This is a genomic window from Sphingobacterium sp. DR205, from assembly GCF_011064245.1.
In the GTDB taxonomy this organism is placed as follows: Bacteria; Bacteroidota; Bacteroidia; order Sphingobacteriales; family Sphingobacteriaceae; genus Sphingobacterium; species Sphingobacterium athyrii.
Window position 1 is genome coordinate 6557463 of the sequence record NZ_CP049333.1, and the last position, 22975, is coordinate 6580437.

Below are 22975 nucleotides of genomic sequence, written 5' to 3' on the forward strand. Positions count from 1 at the left end.
CTATTTCTTTTTGGCTTCATCCCGAAGCAAATTTTTTAAATCTTTATTGGACGCTTTGAAGATCGTTCCATGTTTATGCCCTTCTGGAACGGAAATCTTGTCGTTGATCTTTTCGAAGACCTTGAAATCTTTGGTGGACACAGCCTCATAGCTTTTACTTCCATAGGAATCGAAATAGATCAACCACTGATCTTTTACTTTAAGCACTGCTGGCCCCTCACTTAAATACGGAGAGAAAGGCTCAGAAACCTGTTGAAATGGTCCCAGCGGATTACCTGCAAAGGCAACTTTTAGATTTCTGTTGGGCCGCGTGTTATCTTTTAGTACCAATACATAATCTTTCTGTGCTTTCTTGACAATGACCGCATCAATGATACTAAATCCGGGATCGCTAAATAATTTCGTGGCTGTAAAAGATTTAAAATCCTTGGTTGTTGTATAGTACATCCGATGATTATTCTTTTCCTCTTCTACGCCTTTCGCAAAACGATAAGGGATCGTGGAGGCCCAAATAATTATAAATCGGTCCTCTACATCATCATAAAATAATTCTGGCGCCCAAACATTGACGGTGGTTGCTTCTTGTTGCATCACTGGAACGATCTGTTTATTTTCCCAATGGATCAAATCTTTTGAACGGGCATAACCAATCCCCTCATTTCCCTGCCAGCCAATGGTCCATACCAGATGATAAATACCTCGTTTATCCCGGATCATCGACGGATCGCGCATGATTTTCTGTTTTCCTAATTCCGGCTTTAAATACACCCCATTAATCGCATTCCAATGGTATCCGTCTTTGCTATACAGATAGCGCAAACCTTCATTGGCAGGTTCGTGGAATGAGGTAAATAGGTAAACATCCCGTTGACATGAAGCCAAGAGCGATGCCACACTAAATAAAATAAACAATTTGACCAAATTCCTCATTAAATGCTATCTAAGATCAATACCCAGTCATTTCCGTCCTTTTGTCCTCCCTCAGGCACAAAAGTTTGTACACCTTTGTTTTCAAACTCCCCAATCACCTTGGTCGATCCATTTCGAGGGTCAAACCAAGACGCTTTTACCTTGTCCCCTTTGATTTTTCCCATATTAATTTTCATTTCTCTACCGTTGTAATTGTAGATAAATGCATAGCCATTTGTTCTTGTCGCTACTAAACGATTGTATTTCTCACCATTATCCGCAATTAAAGACTGATCTGGAACACGATCAAAGTAATTGTCCCTAGAAAGCATAAGTTCTTTTAAGTACTTCATTTGAGCAGCACCAGGTGCATTGATTGCCGAACTCCATACTTCATCCGAACCATAGGCCGAAGTGGAGTCTTGCTTTCCATGCATCTGCATGACCGAGTTCTGTCCGTAGGTATACCCAAATGCGCCTGCAAATACAGACCAATAACCGTATCTTCTGACGTCAGCATCTTTCCAGCGCGGTTGGGTGATATCGTGTAATCCCTGTGGGATACCTTCATAAGAGGGTTCTCCGTCGATCGTCGGCTTAACGGGCTTCATATCCCAGTCGGCTGCCATAAACTTCCAGTTATCCTCGCCATAATGTTTCTGTTCATTCGCGGAAGTGTCCTGAGCGTAGGTACGGTGTCCAGATTGCACCATATTGAAATCCAGCCAGGGTCTATCGTGGAACCAATCCGAAGAAGCCGTTCGTCCTCTAGGATGAAAAGTCATTAAATGGTTATGATCGATGGCTTTTATTGTTTGGCCGATTTTCTCCCACACTTCCATCTTATCTGATCCCTTAATATCACCCCCATTTAACCAAATGATATTCGGACGATCTTTCCACCTTTCCGCAAGAAACGTGGCGTATTTTTCCGCTTGCTCAGCTGATACTTTTCCATCCTTCACCGGTGATCCCCAAACTGGCACCAAAGCTACATAGAGTCCTTTTTCAGCAGCCTTGTCAATGATATAATCCACATGATCCCAATAATCGTATTCCGTTGCCTTATCAGGATTGTTCCCTTCGGTCACCAGCGGTCTGGAAATATCTTTATTGACAACCGAAGAATCTCCATAAACATTTACAGAAGGAACGGTATGCAAGACCATCGCCTGAATGACATTGAAGCCCTTTTGTTTTCGATCTTCAAGGTATTGATCGGCTTCGGATCGGTTGAGTTTATTAAACAATAACCAACCTGTATCACCTAACCAAAAGAAGGGCTGTCCATCTTTGGTTATCATGTATCTGCCATTTTCAGATATCTTCAATAATGTAGTGTGCTTTGACTCTTTATTGGAAGTACATGAAAACAGTGCTCCTGCAACTGTAAATAATATAAGTTTCTTACGTATAGACATGTTGTTATTTCTTATTTAGCCAAATAATTTCCGGCCCTTTTATATAATTGCTTAAATTAATGTGCTTGCCCAAATTGATCTGCTCGGTTTTGGTAATCGCTCCGCTTTTCGGATTAATATGTGTCATTTCAAAACGTCCTTTATAATCGGATAAGTCAATGTTTTCACCTATAGCTTGCTCGCTATAAATAATCAATCCCTGCGTGCTCTTTAATTGCCACGTACCGCTGTTGACTTGTACAGCTTTCATAGTCGATGCCGCACGGTAGAAATCATTGTTCCCTATTTTAGGTAAGTTGGCCATAGACCCTCCGGCCATAAAAGTGGCCCAAGCCATCGTTGGATAGTTGTCCGCAAAGTATAACACTGCCTTGTCTGGATATCTTGTCCGGTACTCGGATACCGCTTTATAAACAGCCTCCATCGACGTTTTCTTTGGTTTCAACAATCGTGCATGCTGACGTGGTGCCAGATTTTGTCCTCCTTGGGGCGCATAGGTCTTTCCATCGGCTTGGTAATGCCAGTAGCGGATATCAATGACTTGGATTTCTTTGGCACGTTCGGTGTCCGATAAAATGGCATCTTGCACATCTTTCGTTGCACTCAAACCAATAATTGGATTTTTACCCGTCTCAGCCTTCCATTCTTTAATCACATCGATCCAAAACTGAACGAAATACAAAGGTCCAGTATATTCGGCACTGATCATCTGAATGACTCCCGAGTTGTCTTTAAAGTTATTTAAACATTGACGGATGTATGCGCGGTGTAATGCCCGACGAACAGGATTACTGATATCATAGAACTGCTCCGCCATGAAAATACGCTTGTTTCCGGCATATGGAACGGGTTCCGGAAATCCCACATTGTTAATATTATTGGCAGTCCGCCATGGGAAGTCCGCATAATGCGCACCGGCTTCGATAATATTATGTTGGAAATAATTTTGGTGAATCAAGACTAAACCTTTTTGGTCGGCTAAATCTGCATATTGTTTCAAGCGCCCCCAATAAAATTTGTTATACTTTGTCAAATCATATTTCGACAAGCCGTCATACGCTAAGCTCTGGCCGCTGCGCGCAAAGGGCAATTCATAAAACGGTGGCCAAACCTCCCCATTGATCCGTCGGATACGCTCGTGATCATCGCGTCTCCGATCATACCAAAGTCCGTAATTGTGATCAATGGCGATAATATTATCTTTTTTTAATGAATCCGTCATCTCCTCAAGATCGTCCGTCAATCCCCTGCCAGCCTCGCCAGGAACATAGCGAGTGATATGTGGTTTTGCTTTCTCAGCACCATATGGCCGAGCGCTACCACTCCACCATGGGACATCCGATTTGGCCCCTACGAGTACTTCATCACCACGTACCAACCAACCGTTTACGACACGCATATCTGCTTGTTTTTTTGCTGGGGTAGTCTCTTTATAGCCAATTTGATCGATGGTCTTTACATTTGCGGTCGTATTTAAGGGATAACGATTACCGGCTTCTGCAATAAAGTCAACCAGCCTCGTCATTGGATTTTCAGACTGACGTGTCAGCTCCATGGCAACACTGACAGGAGGGCTACTGGATGCTTCGGTCAGAAGGGGCAACAGTACTGCGCGTTCATCAGCCGCTAGGCCAATTCTTTCCCGTAGCTGTGCATAATACAAGCTTTTGGGCTTGATGTATTCGTTAGATTGCTCCCAATAGCCGTCTCCCTGAAACTGGGACCAAATGCCAAAGGCCCAGTTCTGCGCCGTTGGCGGTTGGTAACACTCAACAAGCCCCGCTGTAGATTGCCAAAACACGCTATTTGCCGCTGACCAGCCCGCGCCTTGGCCGTCCTGACCTCGGTTTTTGTAGCTAAGGGCCTGTGCATCTATATCCGCATTATCAAATAAAATTCCAGACGCCCAACTGTCTATACTACCACTAAAACTAAATGGTTCTACAGCTTGGCATTGAACAAAAGCATTTGGTCCTGCTGCCAGGTAGCCTACTGCGAAATCATGGTAACCATGTTCGGAATAGAGTCGTTGAAACAGTGTCTGCTGCCCCTTTGTAAAAAAGGTATATCTTCTTTGCCCGCCGATTTCCGAAACTGGATCCAAAGAAATACAATCTTCAACGGTTAATTTTTTAGTACTTGCCAAAGCGTAGACAGCTGATCCTGCAAAATGCTGGAACTGCATGCGGCGAACCCAAACGTTTTCTGCATTTTCAATCGTAATTGCCATCCAGCGATGGTCTTCGTCTTTCGGGTTATTCGCATCGAAAGCAGATTTAAGTGCAATATTTTCGATACCAACATTTTCGATTCTTCCTTTCCAAGTATATTGCTCAACAGTCGCTTGGCCATAGCGTCTATCCAATGCTGTTGTGATTGGCGCATCAATCTCGATACGATTACCTTTCACAGCGACGATCGTTCTATCCCATGTAACATCGCGTTGCCCGGGCTTCCAACCTAAGGAAGTAATACCACCACCAAAATGATCGGTACCAAGCTGATTAATCCAATCTTGCGTGGAAGGTCTTGTAATCCTAATTTTATCTCCAGCTTTATAGGAAGCGGCATGATCAATATCCAATACCCGCGCGTTGACAGGGACGTAAGAACTTGTTACATTTGTCTTTTTCGCAAATGTGATATCGTCTTTTCCAAGAATACGGATGAGTGTTTCTCTTGTTGTTCCCTCACCAACGATGACGGTTCCATTTGTTTTGAAGCCACTACCACGCAGAATAACACCTGAGGCACTTAATTTAAGGGAACCAGAAACAGCATAGGTTCCGGCTTGTAAGAGAACTGCACCGCGCAGCCCATCTTTACCTAAAGGCAAAGATGAAACATAGTCGATAGCAGCTTGTATACGCGCTGTCGCATCGCCTGATCTTACAGGAACAACGACAGCAATCTGTCCTGTAGGAATAGCTTCGTTGCCCCCTTTGTATCCTGCATAGGAAAAGTCAGGAATTTGGTTTCCAAGTGAATCCTTATGATAAACAAACTTTGCCTCATCCCATACCAAAGGAGTATATGCCTTCATTTGTTGTGCATGTGCAGTACAGATAAAGGCATATAGTCCGAGACAAGAAAAGAACAGCATTCTTTTTCTCATGGTTATTTCTTATTTTTTGGGCACGACAGCATCTAATGCTACAACCCCATTTAAATAGTTCTCAATATTGGCGTAGCCGTTTTTCGCTATTTTTCTTGAATCGCTTGGATCATTGGGATTCAATCCCATATTTTTCTCCACATCATCCGGAATACCATCATTGTCTGCGTCTTGGTAAGGTACTCCCTGATAAACCGGATAGCCGCCTACCTGTGCGATATCAGATATAATCCCCTGCTTGTAGGAATCCGCTGGCAAACGTCGTTTCACATAAGGCGATACAAATCCATGCTGCGTCTTATCTTGATTGTAGTAAACTTTATTCTCAGCAACTTGCTTTATAATCCGTGTATCCACTGCATCTTGCTTTGGCAAAAATGCGCCTACATTTTCAAGGACATAGTTGTAAGCATCTTGTGCGGATAGTGTTGTAACGGGTGCCATTGGAAAAGCTTTATCCACCCGAATTTCTTTTTCGCGTTCGCCTACATTCGGTAGATCTTCAATCTGAATCCCTCCAGCCCAATTGTCTTTAGTAACTTTTGGGAAACCCTCTACCACATTTCCATGCGCATACACTTTTCCATATTGATCCTTAAACGCCTTATCTCTTCCAGATTCCGGTTTTAAAATCCGGTATGCAATCGGCTTATCTTTTGGTGTAATGGGACCAGGTTTATAGTAGTTATTGATAAAATTAAATAACGACCTATTATCACCACCATCAGCACTTCTATTCCACCAATTCCAAATAACATTATTGACAAATCCAAAGTCGCCATACATCCCTATGGAAGGATTCCGGCTGATATTTGAAGCCCAGAGATTACGCATAAAGGTGCTATTCAAACCACCTATTGTACTTCCGAAAGCATGGTTATAGGCATCCAGGCATTCCGAAAATATGGAATTTTGGATCGTAATATTTACTGTAGGTAATTTGAGGTTCTTACCTTCCCGATCGTATACATGCCGATAGATCGACATATTTTCATCCAAGCCCCAGCTTGCAGATACGTGGTCAATCATAATATTGCCCACTACATTTCCTCCTACAGCATCATCACGGCGCGTTACATCGGTTTGCCCACGACGTAAACGTAAAAAGCGTAAAATAACGTCGTGCGTATCAATTAGAAAAGATTCTCCGGCCACACATATCCCATCTCCAGGGGCTGTCTGTCCAGCAATCGTGATATAGGGAGCCTTAACGACAATCGGTTTTTCAAGTTGAATAATACCGGCAACATTAAATACGACAATACGTGCGCCACCGGCTTCACAGGCTTCTCTCAACGTTCCTGGACCACTGTCCGCAAGACTCGTCACGACAAAAACTTTTCCGCCTCGACCTCCAGCAGTAAAAGCACCGCCGCCTTCAGCACCGGGGAATGCTTTTATTTTTGCCTGAGGCAAGTCACTAGGTTTTGCTGCCCAAGGAATATAGGGCTTACCTTCGGCCTTCATGGCCTCTTGTGCTTTTTCCCAAACCTTTTCTAAACGTATGTTTTCCGTATTTTCCCGCTCAGCAGCCAATTTCTTCAAAGAATCCGGAATAACTGGATATTGCGCCAATGCAGCTATTGGGCTTATTAGGCCCAATAGTAACACGGTATTTCGATTAAATAACGATTTCATATGCAGATGATTAACTTAAGCCCACAAGCTCAATTTATTTCTTTCGATTATATGAAATACCCCAGCTTATTTGATGCTGTATTTGTCGTCTAAACAGGGGTATTCCACGGATTTATTTAGCAGCCAATTTATTTAGGTAGAGTTCAATGTTTGCGTAACCTGACGCTGTAATTTTTGCCGAATCACTCGGGTCATTCGGGTTTAGTCCCATTTGTTTTTCTACATCATCAGGAATACCATCGTTGTCAGCATCTTTATATGGTTTACCCTGATAAACTGGATATCCACCTACTTGAGAGATATCGGTAATAATGCCAATCTTATACGAATCTTTTGGCAATCTTCTGTGTTCGAAATCCTTTTCAGGTAATTTCACGTTGCTCAAAAGTTTGACTGGCTTACCATTTTTCACATCTGCAATAACGCGTGTATCCACAGGATCTCTTTTAGGCAAGGTTGCTCCTGCATGATCAAGAACAAAACCATAAGTTTCCTGAGCAGTCATCACTGGAAAATGAGCATGTGGAAATTCTTCTTTAGCATTCATCGCCGCAAAGTATGGTTGTGCTTCCTCATAGGTCATCGCATCCCCTTTTTTATTTTCCAACTGTATACCCCCATCCCAGTTATTTGATGTTACTTTTGCATTACCTTCAACGATATTACCTTTTACATGAGCACGACCAAATACAACATAAGGCAATTTACTTCTTCCTGATTCCGGTTTTAAGATGCGGTAACTTACAGGCTGACTCAACGGAGTCGCAGGGCCTGGTTTAAAATAATTGTTGACAATATTGTATGTAGCTTGGTAATCGCCACCGTCAATTGAACGATGCACCCAATTGTAAACCACGTTGTTGTAAAAGTTGAACAAACCATTCCAACCAATAGATGGATTACGGGCTGCATTATTTGCCCAGAGGTTACGCATAAACGTACAATTTTCTCCACCTAAAGTACTTCCGAACGCGTGGTTCCATGTATCTAATGCTTCAGAAAAAATAGAATTTTGAATAGTAATGTTTACAGTACCGCGTTTCTCCTCTGCCTTTCCGGTACTATCATTATACATATGACGGTACATGGACATATTTTCATCCAAACCCCAGCTTGCCGAAACATGGTCTATCATAATATTTCCTACAGGATTACCACCGATCGCATCATCTCGACGGCCGACATAAGTTTCACCGCGTCTAAAACGCATATGACGGATCAAGACATCGTGTGTGTTGATCCAAACAGATTCACCGGCCACGCAGACACCATCGCCCGGAGCGGACTGCCCTGCAATGGTAATATAAGGAGCGCGGATAATTAAAGGTGTTTTCAGGCGGATGATACCGGAGACGTTAAACACAATAATACGAGGCCCACCTTTTTCGCAAGCTTCGCGCAATGACCCGGGGCCATTGTCTTCCAAGCTTGTAACCACATACACATTCCCACCGCGACCACCAAAAGTAAATTTACCGCCACCTTCAGCTTCTGGGAAAGCCAAAATCTTAGCTTGTGGGAGATCATCAGGTCGGCCTGCCCATGGAATATAAGGTTTACCCTGTTTCGCATATTCTTCTATGACAGGTAGGGCTTTTTGCCAAGCTTCATCCGATTGTTTGGTCGCTTTACGCATCAGCTCATCTGTATTCTTCTTGACATCTTCTGGAATTTTGGGATACTGACAAAATGCGATTGACGTAATGAGACTCAACAATGCTGTCAGCGTTATTTTATGTAACATGTTTATCTAGTTAGTAGGATTTATAATTTCTATTTCAAATATATGTCAATTGTACATTTATTAAAAGCAATGTATGTCACAATTCACATACATTGCCTTAATATTTTAAGCAAAAGGAACCTATTTCAAAGGGTCAAAAGTTCCTGCTCCATTCATGCTATCCCAACCTGTCGTTTGTTGTAAATAAGGTGAAGTAGACAAGATTGTTTGATTTAATCCGAAGAAATAGTATTGCGGGTACCATGTGAAAACCCAGTTGTTCTTAATTGGATCCAAATCATCTTTTTCTGTGATGGTGAAATAATTATCGTAAAGGTAATCGAGGTATTCATCTTGGTTTTTGATATCTCCTGGATAAGTGGCGGGTTCGCGCTCTATAACAACCAAATTACCATTCTTATCTCTCAACAAAGGGTCTTTATCCCCTTTATATTCAGCATCTTTATTTTTAAATGTAATCAATATACCTGTTCTTCTCGTCCCATTCAATGGTTTTACGCCAATACGTTTAGCTGTTGGCGAATCTTTTTCAAATAACTTCCAGCGTCTAAGATCGTAAAAACGCTTACCCTCATAAGCAAACTCTAGTTTTCTTTCATTGATCACTGCTCCAAATAATTTATCACGATTTCCTGCAACAGAGGCTAAACCATATGATCCATCGCCAACTTCAAGTCCTGCACGTTTACGAATTTCCTTGATTCCTTCCAATCCTTCGGCTAATTTATCCGAACCGATAGCAGATTCCGCCAAATTCAAAACTACCTCTGCAAAACGTAATTCAATAAAGTCTGTACCGCTTTGTTGAAAACCAGATCCTCCATTAGACCTATTGTTTGCACTCGGGTTAGAACCTTTCCTTAAATAAAGACCACTGGCATTCAATCCCGATCCTTCAGTAGATAAATAAGCAGTACCGTTCTCATTTTTCCAATAATAGGTCCATTGACGATAGTTCGGTCCATCGGCATAAGGGAATAGCGCTCCATTATAAACAAAAGTCTTGTCAAAGCGTGGATCCCGGTTTTTATAAAATTTCTTCGCATCATAGGTATATTTTGATGTCGGGTCATCAATATTTTTACCGTCTAACATCGGAAAAGCATCTAAAATTTGCTTAGTCGGAGCAATCGAACCTGAGCCAGAAATTGCTCGAGGTCGAATCACCTGTTCCCAACCATTGTTTTTAACACCATTAGCTGTTGCTGTACCAGTGTTAAATCCATATACGATAACGGCTTCTGTGTTTGCTGTACCTTCTTGCATAAACATATTGGCCCAAGCTTTTCCATCTGTTGAACCACCTGTCTGGAATAATCCAAAACCATTTTGCTCCAATAAAGTTTTGGCTTCTACATTTGCAGTGTATGCTGCTTCCCAACGATCGCGTGAGTCATTTGGATTAAATTGCGGGCTGGCATATGTCAAGAGCACGCGTCCTTTTAACGCTGCGGCTGCACCACTGGTAATGCGGCCCCAATTTGCAGCATTCCATTTACCAGGTAATAAACTCTTCGCCATATCCAAATCTCTCACGATTTGTTCAATACACTCTGACGTTGTGCTTCGAGGAACGGAGTTAGCATCATTATTTACAACTGTTGGAGTTTGCGATCCAAGAACCAAAGGCACTCCACCGTACATACGCACCAATTGAAAATATTGAAAGGCACGCCAAAAGTACATTTGCCCTTTCATCTGATTGCGCATTGCCTCATCAATCCCCCCCTGATCAATTTTTTCTAAAAAAACATTGATCTCTTTCATCCTGGTCCACACATTGTTGGCAACACTTGCCGTCATCCGCTGACCAAAGTACTTGTTGGCATTGTCATTGACATAAGAAATGACATTCCATGTCTTATTAAAAGCTGTCTCGCCTGCCAGTTCATCCGTCGTTTGTGTAAAGGTATTTGTGTACCCTCCATTCTCAGCGGCATCCTGCGTTGCGACAAATGATTGTGCATTATTTGGCGGCAAGAATAAACCATATACATAATCTACATAGGCTCCAGCCAAGATTGGATCTTTAAACACCTGATCTTCACCTACAGCTCCAAAATCCGTCTTTTCTTCCAGAAAATTATCTTTACAGGCTTGATTGGTCAAAAGCAAACACAGAAGCCCTATATTTAAAATTGTTAATTTTTTCATTTCTCAAATTATAAAGTCACGTTAAGACCAAAAGAATAAGTTTTCAAATTTGGATAAACATCCCAAGCGGCACCATTTCCGTCTTTATAACTGAATGGATTGTACAGTATAAAAGGATTCACTGCACTGATATATGCTCTCATATTTGATACTTTTAGATATTTAACCAGCTTTTCAGGAAACTTGTATCCGACATTAAGGCTACTCATACGCAACTGAAAAGCCGGAACAGTCCAGAAACTTGACCTTACGTCATAAATAGAAGCCCAAAACGGATTGGGCATCGTTCCTGTCGGATTTAACTCAGGATCATAAATATTTCCCCATATTGCCGGTACATTTTGATATACCCTAGAAATGTCAGTATTCAACGGCTTACGTTCGGTAATTTCGTTGTAACCGCCAAAGGAGCCTGTGATTACCGATTCTACACTAAACCCTTTGTAACCAACCCTTAACGTCATACCAAGAGAATAATGATTTGTTGCATTCTTTGCCAATTGAATCTGATCATTTTGATCGATGATGCCATCAGGTGCTGCAAAAGTTCCGTCGGCTTGTATGGGGCCGCGAACATCGCGATAGTATAACATACCCGGCCTCAACCGATTAACAGGTTGATCAAAAACTTGGGTAATATTGTATTGATTTACATAGCGCTCAATATCCTCTTGTGTCTTGAACATACCCAAATAATCGTACCCCCAGGCACCATTGTCCGAAGGTCCATTAGGATGTGCTATCCATGGTTTTAAAATATCAACATCATTAAAATTGTCTTGAATCACTTTGTCATTCCACCAAGATAAGCGTGCACTGACACCATAGCTAACCTCGTTCACTTTATCTCGCCATCCCAAATCAAAGTCGAGACCAAAGGTGTTTTTCTTACCATAGTTTTCGGCTGCGACCGTTCCACCGACAGTAACCGGAATATTAGCTGTACGTTCGACCAACAAATTTACACCCTTATTATAGTAACCATCAATCGTAGCTGACAATCGGTTATTCAAGAATCGAGCATCGATACCAATATTGTTTTTGTATTCATCTGCCCAAGTCGCATCCCGATTAGGGGATTTCTCCATTCTCAGCCCAGTACTTGCATCGACATTGTTATTGTTGTCCCCAAATACAGCCCCTTTTCCCTGTTGATAAGTATAACGTTGTAACCAACCCCAAGCCTTAGTTTGATCATTACCCAGCTTACCATGTGATACACGTAATTTCAAATAATCAATAGCTTTGACATGAAAGAAGTCTTCTTCGCTGATTACCCAACCCACAGAAATATTATAAAATTTCCCCCAATAATGTTCGGGGGCAAATTTTGTGGACGCATCCGAACGAAATAGCACTTCGGCAAGGTATTTATCACTATAACGATAATTTAAACGGCCGACATATCCAAGGGTGCCCGACTCATACGCTGCGGTACGCCCATCAACAGCCCCGAAGGCTGTTCCGAACTGCCCGTTGGTATTGGAAAGCGGGCTATCTTTCCAGACGTCTTCTTGCGAAGAATTCGCTTCAGCTTTTTCTACCGAAAATAAACCGGAGAAATTATGTTGTTTCCATTGTTTATCATATGTCGCTGTAAAGTTGGCTTGATAATTATTGCCTGCCGCATTCGAAAAATAAACCCGATTACCATTACTATAGCTTGCAGCCTTCGCACCACTGACGTTATCATCATAAATATGACCATATTGTCCACTTCGCTGATCGAATGTATAAGTTTGATATTTGGTACCAATTTGCGTGCCCCGGTCATTCTTATAATTTTTGTTATAAGATCCTCTTAACGTTAAGCCTTTTAACCAAGGTGCTTGGTATTCACCATTCAAGTTGATACTAAATTGACGTGAATCTGTTGTCGCCAAATTGGCTAACTTTTGCAACTCAAAATAATGATAGGACGATAAATCACTAGCACCAACAGTTCCTGGTAAACGCACAGGCAGACCATTGATATAAGCTGGTATATAAGGTGAGGCTAACAGGAGATTACGATAATCATTATCATCGTTTTCACCACCAATCTTGTTAAAGGTCTTCTGCTGATTACCCGTATTTCCAGACACCTGTATACCTACTTTAAAATTACTAGCCACCCGGATATCACTACCGGCCCGGAAATTCCAACGATCATAATCCAAGGTCCCTAAATTACCGTTTTGCTTGTTATAGGCCACATTGGCAAAATAGGTCGCTTTATCTGCCCCGCCCGAAATATTCACGGAATGCCGCGTCAGATAACTTGCTTTCCAAGCATCATCCAACCAATTGTAGGAGTGGCCTTTAAAATAATCCAATTCATCTTGAGAAAAAAAGTAATTCTTATGCTCGGGCTTTGTAGGATCCGTAACCGCATTATAATTCCCATTCGGGCCGTTCAAAATATTAAAATAATTCCCAAACTGGTAAGCATCCAACACTTTCGTCCGATAAGTTGCATCATTTATTGCATACGAACCATTGTAACTGATCTTCGGCGTACCTACTTTTCCTTTTTTTGTCGTCACCAACACCACACCATTAGCCCCTCGAACACCGTATACGGCAGCCGCACCATCTTTCAAAAAAGAAATACTTTCAATCTCCGAAGCATCCAAATTACTAAACAAGGTTGCATCAGGTTGATTTTGGCCATCCACCTGCACCACACCATCGATAACATATAGCGGGTCTGTGGTACCACCATCCTTACTCGGCCCCATTGGTTTTCTGATTGTTAACGTAGCTTTTGATCCCGGACGACTCGTTCCTCCGCTAACACTAAGTCCTGCAACCCGGCCCGCCAATGTTGCACCCACATTCGTCGAGGGTAAATCTTCGATTTCCTCCGCTTTAATCGCTACGACAGAGCCCGTTAAATGCGCTTTTTTCTGCGTGGTGTAACCAACAGCAACAACCTCTTCGAGTTCCTGACTATCGGCTTCCATGCGTATATTCAATACACTTTGGTTTCCAACTGGAATTTCAAGTCTTTTATAACCAACAAAATTGAGCACCAAAATCTCGTTTCCAACAGGCAAGTTCAGTCTAAATGTACCATCTGCATCTGTTGAAGTCGCGGTCTTTGATCCCTTAATGGATATCGTTACTCCGGCAAGCGGTTTTCCATTTTGATCAACAACCTTTCCTGTTATATTCTTAAAAAAGTTTAAATTGTATTCACTTAGATTTACTCCATAGGAGTATGACGGAATGATCCCGCCAGTCATTATTCCAATAGCCAGCAGTTGTGCCAACCTTTTAGAGGATTTACTCGGGAATATGAGCTGATTCATAATTTGGGTATTAGTTTATTTACTGGGTTATTTTTTTAATCTCGCAGCCCACTTATCGCCTTCTTCCTTTAGGTTATAGCCATGAGACGCTAAATAGTTATTGATTTTGCCTTTGTATTTACCAAACCAAGCGTGTTTTTTTTCCGAAGATTCAGCCTGCATCGCAAAATCCCGTGCTTCATAAAGCAAGCTGTCGATCATATGCACTTCGTCTTTTGTGAGTCGAGGAATCATATCCTGGTAAGCTTTCACAGTATTCGGATAGACATTATAGGTCATACCGTTTTTAACGGCCTCAACTTCTGGGTCTGTTAAAACCTCCTTTAGCCGTTTCACAAACGCTTGATTTAAATTGGTAGTTTCCTGTAGCGTCTCCTGCGTGATCTGCTCTTTTAGGCTCTTATCCGTATTCTCCTTAATTTTTAAATCCCGAAGTGAATAACAAGCATTTAAAAGATAATACTGATCACGAATAATGTGAACGGCTTTTTCTTGTTTGGCTTGATCCTGTAACGCCAATTTAGCTACAATTTTTTCGGATCGATCTGTAATGGTTTTCCAATAAGCGTCTTCTGTTTGACTAAATGTCATAGATACACTTAAAAATAAAAACATGAGTAATGCAAAACGTTTCATAGGCATGAAATAGTTTATCCCTTTTTGGTTATTATTAAACATTAAATAAAGTCCCTTACCTTTATTTTCTTCTATAAACGCTCAAATAAACTTCAAAATGACATTAAAGAATTTTTGAGTCTTCAATATAACTGAAAATTTTATTGACAACCGTCATGTACTATGCTGGCAGCTAGGCTATTTAACCTCTAAATTATCAACAATAACACCCTCTAAATCAGAAGAGTATAGTTTAACAAAATAGGTACCCGCATTAATCATTGTCTTTGTATCAGTATTGATATAATTCCATTTGCCTACACGTGTAGGTTCCAATTGTATTGGAGCTTTAGGCACTAGCACATGCTTATCTTTGTCCAAAATTTCATAATAACCACGACGTGCTTCTTTAAATGGATTATGATACTTAATCGATAACGCATACACATCTGCCGCTCCAACCTGAAACTGCCAACCGATATAACCTCCTTGATTGTTGAATACCAAACGCTTTTGTCCTGCAAGCTCGATTTCGGAAACACCGTCGCGCCAGCTACTTTGATAGGCCTTATAGTTTTTCACCTCTTTCAAGTCATAAACTGGCAGAAGACCGCTTTGCTGCTGAAAGACCAGAATTTCCCCTTGCGTCTTGGCCGTTATGGAAAGCTCCTCGCCTGCCTGCAATACCTTACGGAATACCGCCAGATATTTCCCTGTATTCAATTGCACACTGTCTTTGGTCTGTTCAAAATCATCAGGCTGATTACCCCCCAATAAGAAAACATTGGTAGGCTCTTTAAAGCGTAGACGATAGGCTCGATTACTATCCAACTCGAAATATTCTGAGCCAAACAAGAATGATGGCAATGAAAAAAACGATGTTACCTTATTCCCTTCCTTTTTCAATACACTACCTATATCCAACCAGCTGTGGAGCTTAATATCTTGATTCCCTAATTCAAGATTATAATGCTTTTGATCAAGCGATAAGATTGTCCTGTTTTCTTTTGATGCAATAGCAATGGCCTGGATCACCGCCTGACCAGCATAAATACGTGGAAAATTAATCACAATCTTTCCATTCATGACTTTAATAGGATAGCTTTTTTTTAAGGCCTGCTGGAATCCAGCGTTTTTATAAATATCAAACTGATCTTCCACAACTTGACCATTAATGGCGATATCAAAAATACGATCTCCTTTTCCGGGTGAAAATTTTCCGTACCAGGGTTCGGCAAAATATAATTCGACGAAATAATCTCCATTGGGTACGTCAAACTGATAGCCCAACTTATCAAGCCCATAGCGAAAGGTCTGAAAAAGCGGCCAGTCTTTAGTTCCTTTAATTGGATCAAAAATTATTCGTTGGCTGGCAAAATTAGTGTTCATCCCTTCAAAATGATCTGCCCAGGATTTACTGCCCCAGCCCAGTTCGGATCGATAAGGTTGGTCAGCTGTCCAGTTTCCCCCATATTCATCTGTATAATTATCGCCGCCGCAATTCACGCGATAGAGATAGTGATATCCTGGATCTGGTTTTAGAATCTCTGATGGAGTCTTATACAAGTCACCAAAATGTGGACTTTCAGGAAAGTTCTGTAGTATAATGGTATCACGGCTAACAACTTCTCCTCCTATTCTTCCTTCGGCGTACAAGACATTATATCTCACATCAACACCGTTAAATTCAAAATGCCGACCAAATCCGGGATGTTGTTTTTTTCCAAGCGATAATGAACCGAGATCGTTGAAAAGTTCGACTTCATCACAATTCGAAAAAATACGAATATTGTCTTTTATCCCAGGGGTCAACCAACGATTCGGCCAAGAATGCATGGCGATATACAGCATAGGTTGCTCTTTCTTACCATAATGCGATAGATACATATAATACGCATCTGTGGGCTCCCCCCAGGGTGTCAACAACCCTTTATAATTAACCGGCCCAATCCGATCAATCTCTCGATTTCCTTCTCCCCCCTGGATACGGCCAGGATTATCATGTGAGTTCCAAAGCCATAGATAATGGCCAACAGCGCTATCTTTCACAGACTCTGCCAAACGTACCTTGGTCTGTAAAATATCAGCAAAACGTTCTTCATTGTAATTATTTTCGTTGGGTAGATAGGGCGGTTCGGCATGCATCCCCAGACTGCGCCAAGCACCATATTCCCCCACGAGCTGTTGCTTTTTTAGATCGTCACCATAGGTTTTTTGATCCCCCCCATAAGTACCTGTCCAATTTTGCGGTACGTCCCAATCGGTCCCACTACCGCCATTACATGTGGTTACTAAACGTTGTATAGATGCTGTTGGATCTAATTTGCGAATCAACGCAGTACATTCACGTGCAAAATCTTCCGGAAGCGTACTTTCATTTTCAAGTCCCCATAAAATTACTGATGGACTATTTCGACGTTCACGCACCCATTCTGTCAGCAATCTCTTGAAGTTCTCCCGAAATGCAGGCGTATCAAACCAGATGTGTGCCGCAAGCTGTGTCCATAACAAAATACCATGTTGATCCCATGCCTGTTGATAACGCAGGTTATGGGGTTGATGCGCATCACGAAAGGAGTTGAACCCGAGTGCTCTGATCTGCTTAATACGGGAATCGATCTCTTCCTTTTCGAAGGCGTGTGACTGCCCTAATTTATGCTCATATTCCGCGATACCATTTATAAATACTGGCGCTCCATTAACTAAAAGACGTGGATCACCGGATGGTTTTAACCCTTTTGACCAGCGAACAGTGCGAATTCCGTAAGGTGTTTCTATCTCGTCTATGATCTGTCGACCTATTTTTAACGTTATTTTTATGCGATATAAATAGGGTGAGGCCACAGACCATAATTGTGGATTTGTAAAAACAAGATCTTTCAGTCTAATTTCCTTTATAGCATTTCCTTTAATCTGGTCTTTCGATGTAGATCGAACAATTAATTTTCCCTTTTGGTCCAAAACCTCCGTTATAAGCTCCAAATCTTTATTAACTTGGCTTTTATTACTCACTTCCACGACTTGGTGTACAACCGCCTTCTTATGATCAATAGTTTCATCATTCCAATAATGTTCACCAAAAGGCGTAATAGACACTTCATTTTTGATCAATAGACTCACTGGACGAAAAATTCCCATAGGCTGCGATCCTTCAGAAAATCCCCGTTCTGTCGAACATCCTCCATCCACCCAAGGAAGATCCATAATATGTGCCGGATGATCTGCCCGAACGGCCAAAAGATTGGGACTCCCATCCAATTTGATCGCATCAGTGACATCAAGTGTAAATGTGGTTCTTCCCCCAGCATGATATCCTACCTGTATGCCGTTTAACCAAACTGTTGCATAGGATCCTACCCCCTCAAAAAATAAATAGAACCTATTTTTATTCCTTTGCTGTTTAAGAGAAAAAGTTTTTCGATACCATGAGTAACCGTGTAAATTGCCATGCAGCAATCTGCGATATCCTTCGTAGCTATCCCAATTATGTGGGACATTTACTTTCCGCCAATCTTTATCTGTCTTAAAAGACAAACGGTGAAATCCACGATACCTAGCAGAATCTTTTTGGTCCATTATCGTCAACCAGTCAGTATCCAGAGCAATCGTTTTACGGATTTTTTGACCATAGGAAAACATTCCGAATAATAACATACAGGCACAGCAAAACAGCCTACTCAACAGCATCAATCTGGTCATCATTATTTCTTTAACTTCAATTCTTGATCGAAGGCATACGATTTACCCTTCTTTGTTTTGATTTTTACTTCGCGACTAGCATAACGCAAATGGAGTTCTCCTCCAGAAAGCGATTCTACAGTCACCTCCAATAACTGATTGTCTTTCCATTCCATATCAACCTGAAAAGCTCCACGCGTTCTGAGTCCCTTTACTTTCCCTGTGCTCATTTCCACTGGCAATGCTGGTAATAATTCAATCCCGTTGATATGGCTCTGAAGCAACATCTCCATAATCCCTGAGGCTCCACCGAAATTACCATCGATTTGAAATGGTGGATGAGCATCGAATAGATTTGGATAGGAACCGCCTCCTTTACCCGCTGGCCGCAATAGCATTTTTACCATGTGATAAGCATGCTGAGCATCTTTTAATCTAGCCCAAAAATTAATTTTCCAGGCCAGGCTCCAACCCGTTCCCTCATCACCACGTAGTAACAGCGACCGTTTTGCAGCTTCAACCAATTGTGGTGTATGCGTCGTATTGATTTCATCTCCTGGAAATAACCCCCATAAGTGGGATACATGACGATGTTTATTTTCTGGATCATCCAAATCCGTCAACCATTCTTGGAGCTGTCCATGTTGCCCAATTTGGTTTGGTGCTATTTGATCTCGCATCTCCATAATTGAATCCCGCAATTGAACATCTTTACCCAATAACTTGGAACTTTGATCAAAAATAGCAAACAACGAACGGATAATCTGATGATCCATTGTAGGTCCTTTAACCAAACCTCCATTTTCTGGAGAGTTTGAAGGCGAACTAACCCACCATCCTGTTGTTTTGTCTTTGACTAAAAAATCTTTAAAAAATAAGGTCGCGTCCTTGATGATAGGATAATATTGCTGTAAAAAGCGTAGATCTTGTGTATATTGATAATGCTCCCAAAGATGTCGCACCAGCCAAGCCCCACCTGTGGGCCATATCCCATGATTGGAGTTATTGATGGGAGCTGTTCCACGCCATATGTCTGTATTATGATGCAACACCCAGCCTCGAGCAGCATAATATTCCTTAGCCGTTTGCCCACCAGCTAGACGAAGATCCTGGATCATCTGAAATAAGGGTTGCTGCAACTCAGAAAGATTCAATGCTTCTGTCGGCCAATAATTCATTTCCAAATTGATATTGGTGGTATATTTACTGCCCCATGACGGTTCTAAAAATGGATTCCAAATACCTTGGAGATTCATCGGCTGACTACCTTCGCGAGACGCTGCGATCTGTAAATATCGGGCAAATTGCATATAAAGTGCTACAAGCCCAGGGTCAGCATGTCCAGCCGCCCGCTGCAATCTTCGATCAGTTGGAATTGTGTCAAGTTGGTTGCTGACACCAAGATCTATTGAAAAGCGATGATACAATCGTTGGTAATCTTTTTGATGGACTTGATACAATTTATCTAGATCAAGCGTACATAAGTTCTTGAATCGTTCTAAAGCAGTAGCAGCATACTGCTCGTTCAATTCCCGATAAGATTTAAAATTTGTCGCGGCAATCAGATAAATCTGCGCTTCATCAGCCTGTTGTACCACAAGTTCGTCACCTTCATAAGATACTGCACCACCTTTCAATTTGAGTTGCAGGAAAGCCGTCCCGCGCATTGCCCCATTTTTCACCCACACTTCCAAACGGATTGATGTGCCGTCCATGTGATGAAGTTTAGCGCGCTGATGTTTGGTATTCATTGCGAGTCGAAAAGTAACTTTATTTTTCTGATCAGCCTGCAAGCGTACAGCAATAAAATTATTGGGATGACTCGCAAAATAGGTCCTCCTATAATTCACCCCGTTGAAAGCGTAATTGACCCGGACTTCGCCTTTATCCAAATCGAGTATCCGGCTGTAGTTTTCAGCAACATCGTGATCAAACTGCAGTTTCAACGAACCGAAAGGTTGATAAGATGCTTGATAACTTCCTATTTTCGGACTGTTTTGATCTTGAATATGGTATCTCCACTTTCCCTTCAACGAGACAAATCTACCGGTGTTACTTTTTAAACCGATAGCTTGTTTGGGATCTTTATATCCTGCCACACCGCCCTTACCTTCCAGATTGATTACCTGAATAGCGATACTATTCCGCCCTTCACGCAATAATCCCATAGGAATTTGATAGTGTCTCCTGGTTTCATCCCCCGCAGATTGGCCGACGAGCTCACCATTGATATAGGTATAATCATTGGTTCGTATTTTATTTAAATCCAACGACCAGTGCTCAGCTAGATCATTTTTTGACAGGTTAAATTCATAACGAAACCAGACTGCTCCGTCTAGGCCCTCGAGCCCCTCTATTTCCCAACCCTCATAATGAGGAACGGTAATAAGTAGCCATTTACTATCATCAAAAGCGAATTCAAAAGGACCATGTTCCTGTTTTCGGATTTTGTCAATCTTGTTTAACCAAGCGGTAGGGTCTTCGGATTCACTTTTAACTCCCATAAACTCCTGCATCGCCAAAGATTCTGCTTCTTTCTGGCGACCTTGATCCAGTAATTCGCGGATCTTTTGAAGATACTTTGATGCTCCTTTTTTATTATAATTCCGTGGGCCGTCGGTCCACAAAGTCTCTTCATTAAACTGTATCTCCTCATTGCTAATACCACCATAAATCATGGCTCCCAGGTGGCCATTCCCTATAGGCAAAGCCTCTTCCCATTGTGTAGCAGGATGATCAAACCATACGCGCGACTGCGCAAAAGCTGAGCGCAAAGAGCATATCGATAATAAACACCATAAGATATACAGTTGTAAACGCATTATTTATTGTCTGAAGGGTTTATATTTGATGTTAACTGACCACTTTTATAAGTTCCACGGAGGATTTGCTTTACGCGAGCCAGATTATTGCCCTGTACGTAAATTTCTTCATTTGCGGGACCAACTAAATCCAGAAACAATCCTGTTCCTGCTGAAGGGAAACAGCTTTGCACATTCGCCGATTTACAGTTTTCCAGTTCGATTAGTGATTTCTCCACTGCAGGTGTCGTATTTCTCACATTCAAAATATGCAGTTCCTTACTGTTGTTGGCAGTCAACAAAGCTCCTTGTTTGATGGCCAAGTTTACATTGTTTAATGTCAAGCCATTTACGTTAAGAGCCGAAAAACCTGTGTTCCCCTGCATATTAATATCTGAAAATACAACATTCTCAATTGGCATCTCCTCCAACCCCCGCATATATCCAACACGATTGGTTGTCCCTGATAGATTGTTAATAAAGATGTTCCTGAACTTAGGTGTGCGTTCGCCGACAGGCTCGATCTCAGTTTTAGCATATTGCATATCCATCACAACGGCTTGATCTCTAATGTTGCGCATGACAATATTGGACACTTGAATATTTTCAACGATACCTCCTCTGCCCCGAGCAGTCTTAAGCCGTATACCACGATCAGTACCATCAAAAATGCAATTGGAAATAACAATGTTTTTAACACCGCCGGACATTTCACTTCCAATCACAACGCCGCCATGACCACGAAGCATTGTACAATTTGTAATCGTATAATTTTCGGCTGGAATGTTAATTTTTCGTCCCGAACGATCCTTTCCTGATTTTATCGTAATGCAATCATCCCCCACGCTAATATGGCAATTAGCGATGCGAACATTGGAGCAAGATTCTGGATTAATACCATCCGTGTTAGGAGATGGAGGATTATCTATTGTCACACCATCCACTGTGACATTATCACAATATTGGGGATTAATTGTCCAAAATGGTGAATTTTGAATTTTAATATCCTTGATCTGTACATTTTTACAATTTAAGAATTGTATAAACGGCGGACGTAGAAAACCTCTCTCGATCCATCCCGGAAGATCTGGAGCCAGTACATCCTTATTGAGGCGTTTAAACTCTTTTTGCCATTTACTGTCTTCGGTTTGTTTTTTAACCTCAACCTCGGAATAGCCCCACCACTTTTTACCATGTCCGTCGATAGTACCACGCCCCTGAATACTAATGTTTTCTAGGTTATTGCCATAGAATAATGGTGAAAAATTGGTTACTGCAGTTCCTTCCCATCGCGATTCCACCATCGGTAAATAATCATCAAAATTATCACTAAAATGCAATTCAGCGCCAGCATCAATATAAATGGTGATATTACTTTTCAGGTGAATTGGACCTGTTATATATTTTCCTGCCGGGAAATAGATGGTTCCTCCGCCTTTATTTGCTGCTGCTGCAATAGCCTTTTTGATAGCCAATGTATTGCTGCCAGTACTGTCTTTCCGCGCACCAAAGTCCATGACATTTAGCCAAGTTTGTGCCTGTAGACCCAACATGGATAAACAAAAGAAAACTGTTATTAATCCACGATGATAGTTTTTTCTGATCAT

The 22975-nt window shown here is 41.6% G+C and carries 11 protein-coding genes; all 11 read right to left on the bottom strand.

Going from position 1 to position 22975, the window contains the following annotated elements; all coding sequences use genetic code 11:
• Entirely contained in the window at positions 1-930 is a 930-nt protein-coding gene (locus G6053_RS27730; RefSeq protein ID WP_165309236.1) for a glycoside hydrolase family 43 protein, read from the bottom strand.
• Complete coding sequence (locus G6053_RS27735; RefSeq protein WP_165309237.1) at positions 930-2330, bottom strand: glycoside hydrolase family 140 protein; 1401 nt, start codon at positions 2328-2330, stop codon at positions 930-932. Before G6053_RS27735 ends, G6053_RS27730 begins: the two co-directional genes overlap by 1 nt.
• A 4-nt stretch (positions 2331-2334) precedes the next feature.
• Entirely contained in the window at positions 2335-5445 is a 3111-nt protein-coding gene (locus G6053_RS27740; protein WP_206531832.1) for a DUF6298 domain-containing protein, read from the bottom strand.
• A 9-nt stretch (positions 5446-5454) separates the two neighbouring features.
• Positions 5455-7083: a polysaccharide lyase gene (locus G6053_RS27745; RefSeq protein WP_108634898.1), complete on the bottom strand. Its 1629-nt coding sequence runs from the start codon at positions 7081-7083 to the stop codon at positions 5455-5457.
• Positions 7084-7195: 112 nt separating this feature from the next.
• On the bottom strand, positions 7196-8827 hold the full coding sequence (locus G6053_RS27750) for a polysaccharide lyase (protein ID WP_108634897.1): 1632 nt from the start codon (positions 8825-8827) through the stop codon (positions 7196-7198).
• A gap of 120 nt (positions 8828-8947) precedes the next feature.
• Positions 8948-10981: a RagB/SusD family nutrient uptake outer membrane protein gene (locus tag G6053_RS27755; protein WP_165309238.1), complete on the bottom strand. Its 2034-nt coding sequence runs from the start codon at positions 10979-10981 to the stop codon at positions 8948-8950.
• 8 nt (positions 10982-10989) lie between these two features.
• The gene (locus tag G6053_RS27760) at positions 10990-14274 is read right to left on the bottom strand and encodes a SusC/RagA family TonB-linked outer membrane protein (RefSeq protein ID WP_108634895.1); all 3285 of its coding nucleotides are present in this window, start codon (positions 14272-14274) and stop codon (positions 10990-10992) included.
• Positions 14275-14301: 27 nt separating this feature from the next.
• Entirely contained in the window at positions 14302-14865 is a 564-nt protein-coding gene (locus tag G6053_RS27765) for a DUF3826 domain-containing protein (protein ID WP_165309239.1), read from the bottom strand.
• Positions 14866-15087: 222 nt separating this feature from the next.
• Positions 15088-18543: a malectin domain-containing carbohydrate-binding protein gene (locus G6053_RS27770; protein WP_241254870.1), complete on the bottom strand. Its 3456-nt coding sequence runs from the start codon at positions 18541-18543 to the stop codon at positions 15088-15090.
• Positions 18544-18590: 47 nt separating this feature from the next.
• Positions 18591-21389, bottom strand: coding sequence for a glycoside hydrolase N-terminal domain-containing protein (locus tag G6053_RS27775; protein WP_165309240.1), 2799 nt, complete (start codon positions 21387-21389; stop codon positions 18591-18593).
• On the bottom strand, positions 21389-22975 hold the full coding sequence (locus G6053_RS27780) for a glycoside hydrolase family 28 protein (RefSeq protein WP_165309241.1): 1587 nt from the start codon (positions 22973-22975) through the stop codon (positions 21389-21391). The genes G6053_RS27775 and G6053_RS27780 overlap by 1 nt, the downstream gene beginning before the upstream one ends.

Coding starts and splice junctions, on each gene's coding strand:
- G6053_RS27730 (WP_165309236.1), bottom strand. CDS start 930: ATGAGGAATTTGGTCAAATTGTTTATTTTATTTAGTGTGGCATCGCTC.
- G6053_RS27735 (WP_165309237.1), bottom strand. CDS start 2,330: ATGTCTATACGTAAGAAACTTATATTATTTACAGTTGCAGGAGCACTG.
- G6053_RS27740 (WP_206531832.1), bottom strand. CDS start 5,445: ATGAGAAAAAGAATGCTGTTCTTTTCTTGTCTCGGACTATATGCCTTT.
- G6053_RS27745 (WP_108634898.1), bottom strand. CDS start 7,083: ATGAAATCGTTATTTAATCGAAATACCGTGTTACTATTGGGCCTAATA.
- G6053_RS27750 (WP_108634897.1), bottom strand. CDS start 8,827: ATGTTACATAAAATAACGCTGACAGCATTGTTGAGTCTCATTACGTCA.
- G6053_RS27755 (WP_165309238.1), bottom strand. CDS start 10,981: ATGAAAAAATTAACAATTTTAAATATAGGGCTTCTGTGTTTGCTTTTG.
- G6053_RS27760 (WP_108634895.1), bottom strand. CDS start 14,274: ATGAATCAGCTCATATTCCCGAGTAAATCCTCTAAAAGGTTGGCACAA.
- G6053_RS27765 (WP_165309239.1), bottom strand. CDS start 14,865: ATGACATTTAGTCAAACAGAAGACGCTTATTGGAAAACCATTACAGAT.
- G6053_RS27770 (WP_241254870.1), bottom strand. CDS start 18,543: ATGTTATTATTCGGAATGTTTTCCTATGGTCAAAAAATCCGTAAAACG.
- G6053_RS27775 (WP_165309240.1), bottom strand. CDS start 21,389: ATGCGTTTACAACTGTATATCTTATGGTGTTTATTATCGATATGCTCT.
- G6053_RS27780 (WP_165309241.1), bottom strand. CDS start 22,975: ATGATCAGAAAAAACTATCATCGTGGATTAATAACAGTTTTCTTTTGT.